Source organism: Profundibacter amoris, assembly GCF_003544895.1.
Classification (GTDB): Bacteria; Pseudomonadota; Alphaproteobacteria; order Rhodobacterales; family Rhodobacteraceae; genus Profundibacter; species Profundibacter amoris.
Window position 1 is genome coordinate 350,001 of record NZ_CP032125.1, and the last position, 17,881, is coordinate 367,881.

12 protein-coding genes, 1 tRNA gene, 2 rRNA genes and 2 pseudogenes (1 of these 17 running past the window's edge) are annotated in these 17,881 nt (G+C 52.4%); 8 read left to right on the forward strand and 9 right to left on the reverse strand.

Going from position 1 to position 17,881, the window contains the following annotated elements; translation table 11 throughout:
* The 4 genes and pseudogenes from BAR1_RS01675 to BAR1_RS01690 form a co-directional block, all read left to right on the forward strand.
* Positions 1 to 1,966, forward strand: a 23S ribosomal RNA gene (locus BAR1_RS01675) (it extends 880 nt beyond the left edge of the window).
* Positions 1,967 to 2,075: 109 nt separating this feature from the next.
* Positions 2,076 to 2,190: ribosomal RNA gene (rrf, locus tag BAR1_RS01680) — 5S ribosomal RNA — on the forward strand.
* Positions 2,191 to 2,295: 105 nt separating this feature from the next.
* Positions 2,296 to 2,372: transfer RNA gene (locus tag BAR1_RS01685), tRNA-Met, on the forward strand.
* A gap of 337 nt (positions 2,373 to 2,709) precedes the next feature.
* Positions 2,710 to 3,057 (forward strand): annotated as a pseudogene (locus tag BAR1_RS01690) (transposase); the annotation flags it as partial.
* Positions 3,058 to 3,123: 66 nt separating this feature from the next.
* Here the strand turns inward: BAR1_RS01690 and BAR1_RS01695 are convergent.
* From BAR1_RS01695 to BAR1_RS01705, 3 genes and pseudogenes are all read right to left on the reverse strand, one after another.
* Positions 3,124 to 3,813: a hypothetical protein gene (locus BAR1_RS01695; protein WP_162891640.1), complete on the reverse strand. Its 690-nt coding sequence runs from the start codon at positions 3,811 to 3,813 to the stop codon at positions 3,124 to 3,126.
* A gap of 96 nt (positions 3,814 to 3,909) precedes the next feature.
* Positions 3,910 to 4,041, reverse strand: a pseudogene (locus tag BAR1_RS01700) (transposase domain-containing protein); the annotation flags it as partial.
* A gap of 118 nt (positions 4,042 to 4,159) precedes the next feature.
* On the reverse strand, positions 4,160 to 4,903 hold the full coding sequence (locus BAR1_RS01705; protein WP_228408669.1) for a sugar transferase: 744 nt from the start codon (positions 4,901 to 4,903) through the stop codon (positions 4,160 to 4,162).
* A 205-nt stretch (positions 4,904 to 5,108) separates the two neighbouring features.
* On the opposite strand from BAR1_RS01705, the gene BAR1_RS01710 reads away from it, so the two are divergent.
* The 4 genes from BAR1_RS01710 to BAR1_RS01725 all read left to right on the forward strand — a co-directional run bounded on the left by BAR1_RS01710 (position 5,109) and on the right by BAR1_RS01725 (position 10,220).
* Entirely contained in the window at positions 5,109 to 5,540 is a 432-nt protein-coding gene (locus tag BAR1_RS01710; protein WP_118941417.1) for a hypothetical protein, read from the forward strand.
* A 67-nt stretch (positions 5,541 to 5,607) separates the two neighbouring features.
* The gene (locus BAR1_RS01715) at positions 5,608 to 7,968 is read left to right on the forward strand and encodes a M10 family metallopeptidase (RefSeq protein WP_118941418.1); all 2,361 of its coding nucleotides are present in this window, start codon (positions 5,608 to 5,610) and stop codon (positions 7,966 to 7,968) included.
* A gap of 291 nt (positions 7,969 to 8,259) precedes the next feature.
* Positions 8,260 to 9,582 (forward strand): sensor histidine kinase, encoded by a 1,323-nt coding sequence (locus BAR1_RS01720; protein WP_162891641.1) that lies wholly within the window; start codon positions 8,260 to 8,262, stop codon positions 9,580 to 9,582.
* Positions 9,579 to 10,220 (forward strand): response regulator, encoded by a 642-nt coding sequence (locus BAR1_RS01725; RefSeq protein WP_118941420.1) that lies wholly within the window; start codon positions 9,579 to 9,581, stop codon positions 10,218 to 10,220. The genes BAR1_RS01720 and BAR1_RS01725 overlap by 4 nt, the downstream gene beginning before the upstream one ends.
* 8 nt (positions 10,221 to 10,228) lie before the next feature.
* Here the strand turns inward: BAR1_RS01725 and BAR1_RS01730 are convergent, their stop codons facing one another.
* From BAR1_RS01730 to BAR1_RS01755, 6 genes are all read right to left on the reverse strand, one after another.
* A complete protein-coding gene (locus BAR1_RS01730; RefSeq protein WP_162891642.1) occupies positions 10,229 to 10,774 on the reverse strand; it encodes a hypothetical protein in 546 nt (181 codons plus the stop codon).
* A gap of 389 nt (positions 10,775 to 11,163) precedes the next feature.
* Positions 11,164 to 11,583 carry a hypothetical protein gene (locus BAR1_RS01735; RefSeq protein WP_118941422.1) on the reverse strand — a complete coding sequence of 140 codons (420 nt, stop codon included), beginning with the start codon at positions 11,581 to 11,583 and terminating at the stop codon, positions 11,164 to 11,166.
* Between the two features lie 124 nt (positions 11,584 to 11,707).
* Positions 11,708 to 12,535, reverse strand: coding sequence for a polyphosphate polymerase domain-containing protein (locus BAR1_RS01740; protein WP_228408671.1), 828 nt, complete (start codon positions 12,533 to 12,535; stop codon positions 11,708 to 11,710).
* 10 nt (positions 12,536 to 12,545) lie between these two features.
* On the reverse strand, positions 12,546 to 13,127 hold the full coding sequence (locus tag BAR1_RS01745; protein WP_228408673.1) for a DUF4956 domain-containing protein: 582 nt from the start codon (positions 13,125 to 13,127) through the stop codon (positions 12,546 to 12,548).
* A 310-nt stretch (positions 13,128 to 13,437) separates the two neighbouring features.
* The gene (locus BAR1_RS01750; protein ID WP_118941423.1) at positions 13,438 to 15,060 is read right to left on the reverse strand and encodes a long-chain-fatty-acid--CoA ligase; all 1,623 of its coding nucleotides are present in this window, start codon (positions 15,058 to 15,060) and stop codon (positions 13,438 to 13,440) included.
* Positions 15,061 to 15,397: 337 nt separating this feature from the next.
* Positions 15,398 to 17,875 carry a heavy metal translocating P-type ATPase gene (locus BAR1_RS01755; protein ID WP_118941424.1) on the reverse strand — a complete coding sequence of 826 codons (2,478 nt, stop codon included), beginning with the start codon at positions 17,873 to 17,875 and terminating at the stop codon, positions 15,398 to 15,400.
* Positions 17,876 to 17,881 lie beyond the last annotated feature (6 nt).

Consider the following 17,881-nt stretch of genomic DNA (forward strand, 5'->3'; position numbering starts at 1 on the left):
GGGGGTAGAGCACTGGATGGGTAATGGGGACCTACAGTCTTACTGATCCTAACCAAACTCCGAATACCGAGAAGTAATATACGGCAGACACACTGCGGGTGCTAACGTCCGTAGTGGAAAGGGAAACAACCCTGACCTACAGCTAAGGCCCCTAATTCATGGCTAAGTGGTAAAGCAGGTGGGACGACCAAAACAACCAGGAAGTTGGCTTAGAAGCAGCCATCTTTTAAAGATAGCGTAACAGCTCACTGGTCTAATTTAAGTTGTCCTGCGGCGAAAATGTACCGGGGCTCAAGCCATGAGCCGAAGCTTAGGATGCATTTATTGCATGGTAGCAGAGCGTTCTGTGATATAACTCCACGCCTTTTTAATGCCACCCTGAAATATGGGAGGGTATTACGAAGGCTCGGAGTTTACTGTGAAGCCGGCGCGTGAGCGATCCGGTGGAGTGATCAGAAGTGAGAATGATGACATGAGTAGCGACAAAGAGGGTGAGAGACCCTCTCGCCGAAAATCCAAGGGTTCCTGCTTAAAGCTAATCTGAGCAGGGTAAGCCGACCCCTAAGGCGAGGCCGAAAGGCGTAGTCGATGGGAACCAGGTTAATATTCCTGGGCCAGGAGGATGTGACGGATCCCAGACGTAGTTCATCCTTATCGGATTGAATGGGCTGCTAAGGGGTTCCTGGAAATAGCCCTCCGCTAGATCGTACCCTAAACCGACACAGGTGGATAGGTAGAGAATACCAAGGCGCTTGAGAGAACCACATTTAAGGAACTCGGCAAAATACCTCCGTAAGTTCGCGAGAAGGAGGCCCGGGCAGGACGCAAGTCTTGTTCGGGGGCACAAACCAGGGGGTGGCGACTGTTTACTAAAAACACAGGGCTCTGCGAAGTCGCAAGACGACGTATAGGGTCTGACGCCTGCCCGGTGCCTGAAGGTTAAAAGGAGGAGTGCAAGCTCCGAATTGAAGCCCAGGTAAACGGCGGCCGTAACTATAACGGTCCTAAGGTAGCGAAATTCCTTGTCGGGTAAGTTCCGACCTGCACGAATGGCGTAACGACTTCCCCGCTGTCTCGAATGTGGACTCAGCGAAATTGAAATACCTGTCAAGATGCAGGTTTCCCGCGGTTAGACGGAAAGACCCCGTGCACCTTTACTACAGCTTCACACTGGCATCAGGCCAAGCATGTGCAGGATAGGTGGTGGGCTTTGAACTCAGGACGCCAGTTCTGAGGGAGCCTCCCTTGAGATACCACCCTTGCTTTGCTTGATGTCTAACCGCGGTCCGTTATCCGGATCCGGGACCCTGTGTGGCGGGTAGTTTGACTGGGGCGGTCGCCTCCCAAAGAGTAACGGAGGCGCGCGAAGGTTGGCTCAGACCGGTCGGAAATCGGTCGTTGAGTGCAATGGCAGAAGCCAGCCTGACTGCGAGACTGACACGTCGAGCAGAGTCGAAAGACGGCCATAGTGATCCGGTGGTCCCGAGTGGAAGGGCCATCGCTCAACGGATAAAAGGTACGCCGGGGATAACAGGCTGATGGTGCCCAAGAGTCCATATCGACGGCACCGTTTGGCACCTCGATGTCGGCTCATCTCATCCTGGGGCTGGAGCAGGTCCCAAGGGTACGGCTGTTCGCCGTTTAAAGAGGTACGTGAGCTGGGTTTAGAACGTCGTGAGACAGTTCGGTCCCTATCTGCCGTGGGTGTAGGATACTTGAGAGGAGTTGCCCCTAGTACGAGAGGACCGGGGTGAACGTTCCACTGGTGGACCAGTTGTCATGCCAATGGCAGTGCTGGGTAGCTATGAACGGACAGGATAACCGCTGAAGGCATCTAAGCGGGAAGCCCCCCTCAAAACAAGGTATCCCTGAGAGCCGAAGTAGACCACTTCGTCGATAGGCCAGAGATGTAAGCGCAGCAATGCGTTCAGTTGACTGGTACTAATTGCTCGATAGGCTTGATTTGATCCAGTAATAGAAAGACTTTGCTGGAACAAAGCATACTACACACTACAAAATACACGATCAGGAGAGTTGCGGCCAAAACCGCACTGATGTTTGCACTTCTTTCTCGGTTTGGTGGTCATAGCACAAGTGAAACACCCGATCCCATCCCGAACTCGGCAGTTAAGCACTGTTGCGCCAATGGTACTGCGTCTTAAGGCGTGGGAGAGTAGGTCACCGCCAAACCTAGTAAGAAGTGCAAGTTCGCAAATTTGCCATGCAAATGCGCGAGGTATCTCTCTAACGATGCTTCCCGGATACATTCTACCCCCTCCGGGAAAGCGCTTTTGGCGCGGGATGGAGCAGCCCGGTAGCTCGTCAGGCTCATAACCTGAAGGTCGTAGGTTCAAATCCTACTCCCGCAACCAAAAAATACACATAACATCAATAACTTACGCAACGCCTGCGGGGATTCCTGCGTTCGGGATTCCGCGCTGGAAGCACTGTGGAAGCAAACGAGTAAAACTCAAACTGTGGCGGAAAGGACGCAACCGCGGAAAATGGAAAAATGACAGAAACGGCACAGAGCCGACCTTGGCGTGTAGAGCGCCCAACGGCAACTCTTAGCCCCAAAGCGGACATGCAGGATCGACTTCATGGGCGGGGAGCAGGAGTTATAGCCAAAAGTTGGTGACGGCCCGAAAGGGCGGCATATCATGGCGTTGTTCACGCGCCGCAGTTCTCGGAGAGAAAAGGATATGCCACATGACGAGAGATACCATTACCCGATTGACCGATCCACAAGGATTTTCACCTGATCCATTGACGGACATTCTGCGATCCGGTGCGCAGCGCCTGATAGAGCAAGCTGTCGAAGCTGAACTTTCGGTTTTGCTCGAGGCCTATGCATCCGAGCGAACGAAGGACGGCTGCGCGCGTCTGGTGCGCCACGGCTACTTGCCGGAACGTGAGGTAATAACCGGGATCGGCGCTGTGCCGGTCAAGGTCCCCCGGGTGCGGGACCGTGGCGGTGAACCAGAGAAAGTACGGTTCACGTCCACAATCCTGCGGCCCTATTTGCGCAAGGCCAAATCCATCGAAGATCTTCTGCCCTGAATCAATGCTATAATTGTATTCGTGCTTAGCGGCTGGGTAGCCTTGATTCTCTCCCAATACCATCTACAAATAAATCATCACAGCATTAACGCTAATCACTCGCAAATCTCTCCGACGAACGACAAGCGTCAAATCCATATTTTTGGCCAAGAAATTAGTCGACCAGTTGTTCCAGAAATTCAATGGATAGGATCGCCCAATAAACGAATCCCCATTCCTCCATTGTGCATAAAAGACGACCACATCCTCAGCGTTTACTCCAAGTCTATTCGCTGACAGCCAGAAATTGGTGGGCCGTTCTCCAGCTCGGCTAAAGCCAATCGCGTGCAACCAAGGCTCCACTTTCGAAAGCTCTCCAAGCTCATTGCCAACTCTCTGCAGGCAAATTTCGAAATCGACAATTGTCTCAATACGCTTGGGATTCAGACGCACAAGCGAAACGGTTTCATCTTCCGGCTTAAACAACAGGCAATTCAGCACATCCGGAAACTTTTCAGCCGTTGCCATAGCTTCCTGACCATCCGAGTATCCCATACTTGGATGATCCGCATTAAGCGGCAGGCCGTGATAATAAATGGGGCTTGCTTCAGTGTTCAGGCTTGAAACGGGTACTTCAAATGAGTGCGCTTTCGCAATTACTTCGCCGGCATTCGCATTGATTGGCCAGATGCAAACCGCATTAATCAACGCGGTAACAACAATAGACAGCAGTATCCGCTTTCCTCTGCCCAACTTCCAACAGTTACCATTCACAACACTTCTCCCCAAATCCCAGTTTACCCCCCCCCGATCCTCTATGGATAGCAAGGAATTCCTTACCTTCCATCATGTGGTGTAAGCGTCCGCCGCCTACTCCTCCGGACTATAATTCCACGGCATCAGCTCGTTCAGCCGGTTGATTTTGTGGTCGGCGATACGTTCCAAAACCCATGTGAGCCACGCCTGCGGATCGACCTTGTTCAGCTTGGCGGTTTTTATCAGGTCAAAGGTGATGGCCATGGAATTGCCGCTATATTGTTAGCCTGCGAACATCTGTTGTTTACGTCTGATGGAACGGGCTTCAGGGCGCATTCGGTGGTATTATTGTCCTGAATTACATCTACGATTTTACAGCGTCACCCCGGCCGCCACCTGTGGCAGTCTGCCAAATCAGGCGGAGATCCATTCGCAGTGACCGTTCTGAAATATATGCAGCATCAGCTTTTGCCAGTTCGCGCGGGGTCGACATGTCTATTCCTGACAATTGGGCAGGGCCGGTGATCCCCGGCAGGACGGAAAACACATTCTTTGCTTCCCGCTCGGCGATCAATTCAGATTGATTTGGCAAGCAGGGTCTTGGGCCGACGAAGCTCATGTTCCCGATCAGCACATTGATGATCTGGGGAAGCTCATCGATTTTGGTCCGCCGTAATAGCTGCCCAATTCTGGTGACCTGCGCAGCAGATACTTCGTGGCTGCCTCTGTCGCCTGTTCCCTGGGCCATTGTTCGCAGTTTAAACAGAGTGAACGGTTTTTGATTTCGTCCGACACGGGTTTGTAGAAATAATGGATTGCCACGACTTTCAATACGGATTGCGACCATTGCGGGTACGCAAAGAAACACCGCAGGGCCGAGTAAGAGTAAAGCCAGCAGTCGGTCAACGACAGATTTCATTTTTCGTAATACCCTCTTTACTCTGTTACGTATGTCGTCCCTGATAACAGGATCCGGACGGCCGCAATTGATACAAAGGTCGCCATGAAAGATACAGAATTCAACATCTGCTTTTCTTGCCGGCCCAAATGAGCATTTAAGCGGTGTCTTGCCGGATTGCAAAGGCAGTATTGTGCTTAGGTGGCCCATTCAAGCGGGTTCCTATAAATACCAAATCCAATGAATATCTGAAGGTATGATGATGTAGACGAGGTCATATAGGGCTTGCATGTTCCTAATGGATGGACATGGGGTTGTAGATGGAAACCAGATACGGTTGATTGCAGAGATAGAGTGTTTGCCTGGATCGATTGCGAAATAAAAGATGCGGGAATGTAAAAAAAAGGAGCTGACAATGGCCCGGAAGATTTTGGGACTAGCCGTATTTGCATCGCTCCAAATCGGTTTAACACAAGGAACAGTTGCTATGAGCAGTACACCGGAAATAACCCCGTCAAACCGGATTATTTTGTCTTGCCCTGACCAGACGCCAAATCGGCAAAAGCTGTGTGGTGCAATGGAGCAGGTCTTGAAAGAGGCCGCGCCAGATCGATCGATAGTGTCGGATACTGGTGAAATCGGGCAAAATGACATTTTGATCGCATTAAGAGTTACTGCCGACGAAAAACACAGTCTTAAAGCATACACCGAGTGGCGGAAATCGGGGGGCGAATTGACGCGTGGACCCGAGATTGAAATGGCTGTTATGGATGCCATAGTCTCGCCACAGATGTTTAATAGGTTCTTGGCGGACCTAGTGCGAGTCAGTGAATTGCCAATTGATTAACGAGCACTTATAGGATGAACCATCTAAGGTGGAATAGTAATAAATCAGTTAACGGAGAGCTGACAATATGAGTATCACAGGCCAATCTTTGAAAGCATCGCAGTTCGATCAAACAGTGATAAATTACGCACCGAAGCCATATGCTTCAAATGATGTGCTTGCGGGTTACCTGACGAGCGGTGCTTGGGGTGGCGTCGGTTATGAGCGCAGCTTTAATACCACGGCGAGCAATGTCATCACTGTTAATCTCATGGGCTTAAGTCCAGCGGCCCTCAAGCTTGCCCGGGCGGCTCTTGAAGCATGGTCAAATGTTGCAAATATTGTTTTCACCGAAGTTACGAGCGGCGCAAAAATTACATTTGTAAGCTCTGACACTAGCGGTGCGTATTCCTATTCTACGATCAGTGGAAACACTATAATTTCCTCGACTGTTAATATTCCAGACAGCTGGGATGATGTTAGCGAGGGGAAGCTCGGGGGATACGGGTTTCAGACATATATCCACGAAATCGGCCATGCTTTGGGATTGGGCCATCAGGGTGACTATAATGGTTCGGCGACCTATGGCATTGATAATGTCTATTCAAACGACAGCTGGCAGGAATCTGTCATGTCGTATTTTAGCCAAACCGAAAATACGACAATTTCTGCTAGTTTTGGGTTCGTGACCACCGCGATGATGGCCGACATTATTGCTATCCAGAACCTGTATGGCGCCCCTGGTGCGAGCGGCACAACAGCTGGCGATACAGTTTGGGGAACCGGAACAAACCTGACAGGTTATCTTGGCGTTTTGTTTAATGCGATCGACAGCGGTTCAACCGTTGATGTTAAGACCTATTATCCACTGGCTTTGACCATTTATGATCAGGGTGGGAACGATCTGATCGACCTTACATTCAGCACTGTCAGCAACCGGCTGGATATGAACGCTGAAACGTATTCGGACATTGATGGACTTATCGGCAACTGGGCTATCGCGCGCGGAACCGTGATTGAAAATGCCACCATGGGCAGTGGAAATGACAATGTCACCGGCAACGATGTAGCCAATGTCATCAAGGGCATGGCCGGGAATGACACACTGAACGGGATGGGTGGCAATGATACGCTTGAAGGTGGTGTTGGGTCCGATATCCTGACGGGTGGTGCCGGTTATGATGTTTTTGTTTTCAATTCTGGCGAAGCCGGGTCGGATACAATAACCGATTATACATCGGGTGCTGACAAAGCCACATCCGATACCATTGTTCTGAAGGGGACAATGACACTGCCGAATTTGGTTGTGTCGGGTAACAATGTGACACTTGATGGTTCAATTACAGTGACCAACGGCGCGCTTGATACTTTATGGGTGATCAATGCAGAAACCGATCTGAACGGGCGTACTATTGTGTCCGAATATGATCTTGGAAATACATCATCCTATACTTCAATCCACACCTACCTGAATGCTGCTGGCGTGATGACGGCCAAAGATACATATTTTGATGATGGAACCGACGCGAAGGTAATTTACGATTCCGCCAGCGCATATAGCTGGGTATCAATTGAAACGCGTCACACATCTACGGGTGCCCAGTCATTCGTGCAAACGATGAATGATGATGGCACCCGTTTCGACAAGTATCTGGATGCGGCCAATGCCCAGACGTGGACGTCCCTGTTGCAAGGGTATAATGCATCTGGCCAGCTTACCTATACCGATGCCGCGAATGATACTGGCACGCGAACAGTAACAAACTATGATCCTGCAGCCGTTGAAACCTGGACGACAATTGTTCAGAATTACAATACAGCGGGTCAATTGTATTATCGCAATGTCACAAATGATAATGGCACATCATTCGTGACAAATATTGATGCTGATAATACGGGCACATATACATCCGTTCTTCAGCAGTATACAGCCACTGGTGATCTGTATTTCCGTCGTACGATCAATGATGATGGCACCAAATTCGAGCTTGTTGTCGATGTGAATGATACGGCCACTTGGGTATCACAGCTGACTGGTTATACAGCCACGGGCGGTATTGATTATGTGGATACCGCCAACGATAGCGGAACGCGGACGATCCGTAACTTCGATATAGATAACACAAGTAGCTGGGCAGAAATCCTGCAAAATTTTGATAGCGCAGGTCAGCTTTATTTCCGTCGCACTACCAATGATGACGGCACGCATTTCGATACCAATTTCGATGTCAATAATACCGGCAGCTGGGCCAGTGTTATGCAAGCATTCAATGCGACAGGTGGGGTGTACTTCCGCAGCACTGTGAATGATGACGGGACGCGTTGGGACACCAACTTTGATGTTGATAATACGGCTGCCTGGGACGAAATCCTGAAAGATTACGATGCTGGTGGGAATTTGATTTCCACACGCATTACCTATGATGATGGTTCGGTGGTTTACGTTTAGATTTAGCGTATTACCGGCCACATCCGCGCATGGTCTGAATGGCACATTGGGAAGACGCTGAATGGTCAATTATGAACCAATGACCGAACCGCGTTAACCGCTAAAAGCTGATACCTTGGTGGCCAGGTTGCTATTCATCATTGGATAAATGGCAACCGCAAGGCCGGACCAAAGTCTGTGGTTTTGGCATATTTCCGTGCTAGACTTGCCGGAATGGACCTGAAAACGCGCGATTTGAACTGGAAGCGACTAACCTTGCCTGGCCAATTTCTATTGGCAGGGGCTGTTGTTATGATTGCCGCTATGTTGATCGTCGGCTTCTGGGTTTCATCCCGGATCGAACAAGCGGTGGTGCAGAATTCGGCCACCTCCGCGGCCCTGTTCATGGAAAGCTTCGTATCCCCACTCAGTCAGGATCTGGCCCGAAGTGATAGGCTGTCAGATCCTGCCGAACGTGCATTGACCGAAATTTTCGAGGGCACATCGCTGGGTGAACGCGTGGTTTCCTATAAAATATGGAAACCGGGTGGGTTGGTTGTCCACGCATCCGACCCCGCGCTGATCGGCAAGGTTTTCGAGCCGTCGGATGATTTGAAACTGGCATGGTCGGGGCGTATTGCTGCATCTTACGAGAACCTGAACGACCTTGAGGATCAGGCCGAAGCCGCGCTTGGAATTCCGTTGCTAGAGGTTTACAGCCCGATCAGGGAGGTCTGGACCGGTCAGGTGATCGCGGTGGCAGAATTTTACGAACGTGCCGAGGTTCTGGACAGGGATATTTCCGATGCCCGCCGCAAAAGCTGGCTTGTGGTTGGTTCGACTTTCCTTGCCAGCGGGGTGTTGCTGTTTGGGATTGTCCTGACTGGCGGGCGCACCATTCGCGATCAACGCAAACAATTGGAGCAGCAGCTGGAAGAAACCCGCGCTGTTTCGCAACAAAACCTGACTTTGCGCAGGCGGGCGGTTTCTGCCTCGTCCCGGGCCACGGCCCAGACAGAACGGACGATCCGGCGGATCGGGTCGGATTTGCATGACGGGCCGGCCCAGTATCTGGCATTGGCAGCGCTGCGGCTGGACGGTGCCCTTCCGGATCAGGATGCCAAGAATCCGGATGCACATGAGGTGCGAAAATCACTGGACAAGGCGTTAAGCGAAATACGGGCCATTTCACGCGGCCTTGCCCTGCCCGACCTTGATGCGCTGGATTTGCACACACTTGTGACCCGCGCTGTCGATGATCACGAGCATCAAACCGATATGGAGATCGCATTGTCCTTTGTTGGAAAAGAGCCTTTTTCCATGGATTACACACAGAAATTATGCGTTTACCGTTTTTTGCAAGAGACGCTTTCAAATGTTGCGCGCCATGCAGGCGTCGAACAGGCGTCTGTCAAGGTTGAAGCCGGTTTTGATGCAATTACGATTTCGGTTCGGGATCACGGCACGGGGTTTGACGCGGAAACATCCCTTAAGCTCAGAAGTGACGGCGGGCAAGGCTTGCTGGGTCTTCTTGACCGCGCCCACAGTATTGGCGGCAATCTGGCAATCACCAGCAAGCATGGCAAGGGCACAACTATGTGTCTGACGCTTGCAAATGTGGAGAATGTGACATGACAATTCGTTTGATACTGGCAGATGACCACCCGATCTTTCGTGACGGGCTGGTGCAGAGCATCGAAGAAACCGGTGAATTTGAAGTGGTCGGGGTCGGAGAATCTGCGGATGACGCTATCTTTCTGGCTAAAAAGCACACCCCCGATGTGGCGCTGCTGGATTTATCCATGCCGGGAAACGGTATTACAGCGGCCAAACGCATTTCCGGGGCGGGCACGGCGAAATACATCGCCATGCTGACCGTTTCCGAAGATGACGGCGATGTCACGGCCGCCCTGGAGGCGGGGGCGATTGGTTATGTCTTAAAGGGGGTGTCGGCGGCAGAATTGCGGCGAATTCTGGCAGGTATTGCCAAAGGCGAGGCGCATGTTTCTCCGGAACTTGCGGCACGGGTTCTGAAAATCATGCAAACCCCCAAACGGACCGAGAAAACCCCGATTGACGATCTGACAAAACGTGAAGAAGATATTTTGCGCCACGTCGCCACGGGCAAAAGCAACCGGGAAGTTGCCGATCAGCTGGGATTGCAGGAAAAGACCGTCAAGCATTACATGACCACAATTCTGGGCAAGTTACATGCCCGCAACCGGGTCGAAGCAGCCCTGATTGCCCACGAGGCATGGCGGCAAGAGGAATAACCCGATGCTTATTGTCCGGCAATCTGGCGCATCCTTTTGATATCGGATTTGCTTGTCGGCCGGCTGACGACGATTCGGTTGTATTGGTCCCGCAGAGTGTATTGACCGGTAGAAATCTCTTCACTCCAGCCATTGGTATACGTCAGCCGAATATTATTGCCCGATACCGTTGCGCCATTCACACCAGTTTCACCCGAATTGCTGGACCGCCGAATGCTGTCAATGCTTATGCCGTTTGCACGCGCCCGCAATCGTGCAAAATCGGCCCCCGTGGCGCGCCGCGAAACAACCGTTTTACCTGTTGTTGATCTGCGAATGTAGCGCCCTTTTTTAATCTCCTCGCTTGAGCCATCGGCATAGCGAACCTCGACACCTGTTTGGGACAGTTCAATCTTGGTGATGCCAGAGCGAGGGCCGTTGCCTTTGTTTGTGTTGTTATCGCCAATTTCATTGCCTTCGTCGTCAACACCATCATCGTCATGACCTCCACCATGCCCGCTATTACCGTCATCTCCGCCGCCATCACCATCGCTTCCGGGGCTGCTTTTGGCCAATAGCGTTGCGGGCCCGATGGAATACTGTCCGTTCGGATGCTGGATTATAGTTATCGGCATTGACACATACAGGAATGACACGGCAATCCCGATGCCTAATCTGGCCATTGTAACCCGTGATTTCACTTGGATCTCCGGTTCGTTATGCGCGTTCCCCCGTGCTATTCTTACGACACCTTGTCAGGCAGAACATCAGACGATGGTCGGGCATATTGACGACAAAGCAGGATTGCCCACCATTTGGCGGGCAACCCCGGTTTGGATCAGCCGGGTTCGGCCCGGGTCAATGGGCCAACTATGGGTGTTTACTCGTTCACGATGCTCGATCAGTCGGGGACAAACTGATGATCAGAACAGGTAAGGTGGCAATACCCTCTGCGGTCATGATCCTAACTATTGTGACCTCCGCGCCCGCCTCCGTGACCGCCGCCACCATGACCGCCACCGTTGTCGTCGCCACTGCCACCGTTGTGGCCGCCCCGGCCGCCATGATCATCTCTGCGGTCATGGTTGGGGCCATCATCCGCTCCGCGACCGCGACGGTCATGATTAGGGCCGTCATCCGCACCGCGACTGCGGCGGATGTGGTTAGGTCCATCATCTGCCCCGCGACTGCGGCGGATATGGTTCGGGCCGTCATCCGTGCCGCGCCCCCGCCTTGCAACGTCAAAGGAATTGTCCAGAACATCTGCTACGGCAGCAATCCCTGATGGCAAATTCGGAAAGGATAGGGCAGCCTGCATTTTTGCGGGGGCCGAAACAAGACCAAAGGCCTGAGCGGTTACCCCTAGATATAATGTCGGTTTCATTTTGCTTCTCCTGTGTTTGTTTGTCGTAACTCTAATTTTCCGTTTGGCGGGGTTTTCAGGCACCGACCTTGGGCGCGTAATTGTGCGGCAATTGTCTGATCGGCTTTGGGACCAAAGTCCGACCCTAGGCCGCGATTTGGATGATACGATCGGCGAAAACGCCACTGTCGCCCACAAGCCCCAGTTTTTTCATTGTCGGCAGAAAGCGGTTGTAGCGGCTGACTTCGCCCATCACGGCCATTCCAACACAGTATTTAGAGCACCGTTTGGTCGGGCGTGCATTAACCTGCCTTAGGCATTTGTCGGCATACCCCCGTCCCAGCCGGGACTTGGTTTCAACAATGAAAACATCTGTGCCGGCGCTAAAGAATTTTTCAGCCGCCCAGAATTGCAGATCGGTATCGATTGTCATCCGTTCGCCGCCGTCTTTGGCCACAAGGGTGATCCGTCGGTAGCGGATATCCAGCACGCGCTTCAGGTCATATTCAAACGGTTTGCCATAATGTCCGGTGTAGGTTGAGCGGGCGAAATGGTATGCGTCATCCGAAAGCGTTTCGATGCTGTGCGCATCCTGTTCTTTGCGGTGTTTCACGGTCATGCCGCGTTTGCCTTTTACTTTGACCTCGAGAAAACAAAGGCCGGCATCGACATAGCGCCGAATGCGCACCTTGAACCCTTTGCGCAGACCCTGATGGTGTTCGTAATAGGCGCTGCGCTGCGCATCGTCGAAATAGCGCGTGTCATAGGTAAAGGCGCGTTTGTGGTCGATATCCAGCACATCGAAATACCGGCCCAGATCGGGAATGGCCCGGTGCAGCGAATCGCGCCGAACGACGTATTTATTATCGATGCGGGACAGCATTCCGGCCTTGGCGCTCAATTGAGCAAGGGTGACTGGCTCAAAGCTGAGAACCAGCCGGTCAAGGTTCAGGTCGGGGTTATACATGTTCATAATCTTGCTCCTATCCACGGTAAAAGATATTGATGCGGGCCAGATCATTGACGTAGTTCAGTTCGACAATCTGGAAATTCATCACCTCGACGCCCAATCGCTCGGACAGTTCGACGCGCATTTTTTCGGGGTTCGACAGGGCGTGCGGGTCAATCCTGTCCAGTGTTATTTTCGCGCTGCTGGCTGATTGCAGGATCTTCGGATGGTCCAGCACCCAGGCGCTGGCCAACACAAAGGTGACAATAATCAGGACAAAGACCAATCCGGTGCCCAGCACCGAACAAATCACTGCAATGGCAATCGCGCCAAAGAAATAGGCGATTTCGATCTTTTCAATCTGTTCGGAACGCAGACTGAATAGCGCCAGAATTGCAAACAGGCCAAATCCGGCGGCGATACTGAATTCGACACTGGAAAGAATGGTAAGTACCGAGAACGCAAAGATGTTGAACATCGACGCGGTGGTGGCCAGAACCTTGTCGCTGTAGCGGCGGTAATACATGCCGAAAATCAGCGTGGTGATTGCGACAATATCAATTGCAAACCTCGCAACGAGCTCCCAAATCGGGTTGGTAAAATCAATATCAGGCACGGTATATTCCTTTTAATAATTACGCCAAGGTCTCGGTAAGTTGGAATTAAACTGTCATTATTAACGCTCCTGCGCCTCAGACATGGGTCGGGCGACCGTTCAGACTTATGGCTGACGGTATTTGCCGTATCAGGCTAGTTTGAGCTGCGCGCGATGGCGGTTCTTGTAACAACCACTTGCTTGTGACGTCGACCTTCTAAATTCAGGCAATTCTAATCGGGGATTTGTTACCAAGCCCAACAAAAAGCGGCCCTGCCATGGTGACAGAACCGCTTGTTACTAGGGTCGGGAAAAATGGGTAAGAACTCTATTACCCATCCATCAACACATTGCCGAATTGTTCGCGCAGCTTGATTTTCAGCACTTTTCCAGTCCCGCCAATGGGCAGTTCCTCTACAAAAATCACCTTGTCAGGCACCTGCCAGTGGGCGATTTTCCCGTCGTAAAAGGCGCGAAGCTCATCCTCGGTTGGATCTGCCCCCTCGGCTTTAACTACAATCAGAACAGGCCGTTCCGCCCATTTTTCATGGGCCGCCGCAATGGCTGCCGCATTGGCAACCCCGGGGTGGGCAATGGCGATGTTTTCAAGTTCGACCGTGGAAATCCATTCACCGCCGGATTTGATTATATCCTTTGAGCGATCGCGAATTATCATATAGCCGTCAGGATCAATGGTCGCCACATCACCGGTATCAAACCAGCCGTCAATTGTGGTCGCCGTGGTATCGGCTTTGAAATAGGTATCAACAATCCAGTGCCCGCGGATCTGCAATTCACCTTGGGCTTCGCCGTCTTCGGGCAACACATGGCCCGCCTCGTCAACGATGCGCAGTTCAACACCATATGGCGGGCGCCCTTGGCCAAGGCCGATTTTCTCTTGCTCGGATTCATGCAAGGCGCTGTGTTTTTGCAGCGGGCTGTTTACGGTTCCCAGCGGGCTGGTTTCGGTCATGCCCCAGGCGTGGATCAGTTTCACACCGTATTTATCGCGGAAGGTCGGGATCATTGACGGCGGCAAGGCTGAGCCACCAACCACCGTGCGGGTCAGGCTTTCGGCTTTGCTGCCAACCTCTTCCAAAGCGGCCAGAAGCCCCATCCAGATGGTCGGCACACCCAATGCCAGCGTGACCTGTTCACCGTCAATCAGTTTAACCAGACTTGGCCCGTCCATACCGGGCCCCGGCAAGGCAAGCTTGCACCCGGTTGCGGCGGCAATATAGGGTACGCCCCATGCATTGACGTGAAACATCGGCACAACCGGCATCACGACATCTGCAGCCGATATGCCCACCCCATCAGGCTGGTTGCCCCCGAGTGAGTGCAGAACAGTCGAGCGATGTGTATATAAAACCCCCTTGGGGTGGCCGGTTGTCCCGGATGTATAGCACAGGCTGGAGGGGGTGTTTTCATCCAGCTGGGGCCATTCATAACCGTCATCACCTGTCTCGATCAACTCGTCATAAAACAAAAGCCCCTCGACCATATCGGCCGCTTCGTCATCGCGTGGCCCCATCAGAACATAGGCTTTGACCGTCGGGAGTTTTTCTCGCAGATTGGCCGCGATTGGCAGAAAGGTTTTGTCCAAAAACAAAACCTGATCTTCGGCGTGGTTGATGATGTAGACCAGTTGTTCGGGAAACAGGCGCGGATTGATGGTGTGGCACACCATGCCGCCCCCTGCCACGCCAAAATAGATTTCAAGGTGGCGGCGATTGTTCCATGCGATGGTCGCACAACGCTCGCCAGCCTGAACGCCCCGCTTGCCAAGTGCCGAGGCCAGCTTGCGCGAATTAGGGGCAACTTCGCCCCACGAGGAACGATCAAGGCTGCCTGTGGTTTCAACCGAGACAACCTCACTACTACTGTGATAACGCGCGGCGTGATCAATAAGAGAGCTAACAAGCAGGGATTGGGTCATCATAGGTTGGGTCATGGTGTTATCCTTGTCTGTGGGCGTGGGTCCGCACTGACTAGCAGTGCGGGTATGCCTGTGTTCACTTGTAAATATCCCGGATCTATAGCACAGCCATTGAAATGGTAAAAAGAGATCAGGAGTATTTTCAAGCGTACACATACAAACGTGGCGGTGGGATAATTTTATGCACCTGGGATCACCAATTTGACAATCTAAAGGCAGATCAGACCAGAGTGGGCTGTCCGCGGACCGGCGGTCAATCAACCATTCCGGCGGGCACAGCTGTCTGTGATCAGTATTTTGATGTAGAAATTATCATTTGGTCATCGTGCTACATTGGATAATGGGCCTCTGGTTAAGTGACTTTTGCTCGTAATCGCATGGCATTAGATACGACCAATAGCGAACTAACCGACATACCAATTGCAGCGGCCCAAGGGGGGACGAAACCCATTGCAGCCGCAGGAACGGCTAACAGATTATACCCTGCCGCCCACAACAGGTTTTGCTTGATAATTCGCCCTGTCGCTGCTGACAGGGAAAACACATCCTTTAGGCTTGTAAAATCCGACCCCAAGATTACGAAATCACTGGATTGGCGGGCAAGTTCAGTCGCGCCGGAAAATGACACCGCTGCATCAGCAGCTGTCAGAACCGGAGCATCGTTAATACCATCCCCGATCATAACAACCCGCTCGCCAATTGATTGCTGTTCCCGCACCCAAGTCAGCTTGTCATCCGGTTTCAGACCGCCGATTGCCGTTTCAATACCAACCTTTATTGCCAGAATAAGGACGGATTCCGGATTGTCGCCACTTAGGATTGCAATATTTTCAATGCCCGACTGGCGCAGCTTTTGGATGCTGTCGTAAACATGATCGCGCAATTCGTCCTCAAATGCGAACATGGCTTTAGCCCCTGCGCCATTGGCCAAGGTGATCACACTACGCCCTGCTGACAGCTGCGCGTCACGCCAGATTTTCCCATCCTGCGAAAGGGGGGCACGTCCGGTCAAGGCAAAGGCTTCCCCACCCAATCGCCATTTTCCGCCGTTTAGCTCTGCTTCAACACCCTGACCGGGGTAGTTCCGGATAGGCGGGGCTACTGAAGCATCCAGCTGCTGGTTAATTGCCTCGGATTTTAACGCATGTGCAAAAGGGTGTTCGGATTTCGCTTCCAGTTGTGCGGCGATGGCCAAAGCATCTATTTCGTTCATCTTGTCAGCTTGGAATTGCGCGGCCAACACAGGACGGCCTTTGGTCAGCGTTCCTGTTTTATCAAAGGCGATTGTGGTCGCTTTGGACAATGGTTCAAGTGCAGCCATACGCATCGGCAACACGTTCAGACGGGCAAACCGCCCGGCGGAAATTGACAATGCTACCGGCGTTGCCAAGGCCAATGCGCAGGGGCAAGTGACAATCAGAACAGCGATTAAACTGGGCAAAGCACGGGCTGAATCATACCAAAGCCAGAACCCTAATGTAACCAAGGCGATCACCAGAACGGCCCCGACAAACCACGGTGCGATCCGGTCCGCAATTTGCGCATATTTGGGGCGCTGATTCAGGCCGCGGGCGATCATCTGGTGGATTTCCATCATGGTCGAGCTGTCAGAGGTGCGTGTCACTTCGATCTCTATTGGCTGATCAACATTACAGGCCCCCCCGACCACGGCATCCCCGCGATAGCGCAATACCGGAACTGCTTCGCCCGTCAGCAGGGATTCATCAAAGGTGCTGACCCTGGATAACAAGCGCCCATCAACAGGGACATTTTCACCCGGCAACAGGCGTAGGGTGTCACCAATATTCAAATCCAGCACGCTAACCTGTTCAACCCCGCCATCGGGCAAAACCCGCTGCGCGGTTCGGGGCAGAATTTTCAAGGTGGCATCCAGCGCATTGGCCGATTTCATCCGTCCGCGCAATTCCCATGTGCGAGCCAACAGCACGAAAAACACGAACATAACGATAGAGTCGAAATAGACATCACCATGACCAACAACTGTGGCCACCGCACTGCCAACCCACGCGGTCGACAGGCCCAGAACCACCGGAACATCCATACCCAATTGTTTGTGCTTTAAATCGCGCCATGCCCCGCGAAAGAAATCCTGACCCGAATAGGCCATCACAATCGTCACCACCGCCAACATGAACCAGCGGCCAAGGCTTTCAAACAACGGGTAGGTTCCGGTTTCATCCGGCCCGCCAATCCAGTAGCTGGCAATCTGGAAGGACACCACCGGCATCATTAGAAACCCAGCGAAAATCAGGCGCTCGATGCTGCGGTGTTTTTGTTCCCGTAACAATTGTTCGCGACGGGTTGGGTCAAACGGATGGGCGACAAATCCGATATCTGCAACCGCCGCCAGTATAGTGCTTAGTTTCAACCGGTCAGGGGCCCATGTAACGCGCGCCTGATGGCTGTTGGCGTCAATCTGCACATCAATGATACCGTCAAGTTTGCGCAGGTGCTGTTCGTTCAGCCACAGGCACGCAGAACAACGGATCCCTTCAAGGATCAAGGATGCCTCGCGGTTCTCGCCGGCATTTCGCACAAATGATTTCTGCACCTCGGGATGGTCATAGACGGTAAGGGGGGCATCAATCGCCGCGCTTTTTTCACCTGTATCTGCCGCATTCGGTTTGCCACGATACCGGTAAAAATCATCCAGACCGGACTCTACAATTGATTTCGCAACCGCCACACAACCGGGGCTGCAAAAATCGCGGGCCTGGCCCAGAACCTCGCTGTGAATATTGGTTTCTGGCGGAATGGTCAGGTTGCAGTGGTAACACTGTGCGCCGTGTTTTTCTGTCCCGTTTTTCATATCCGG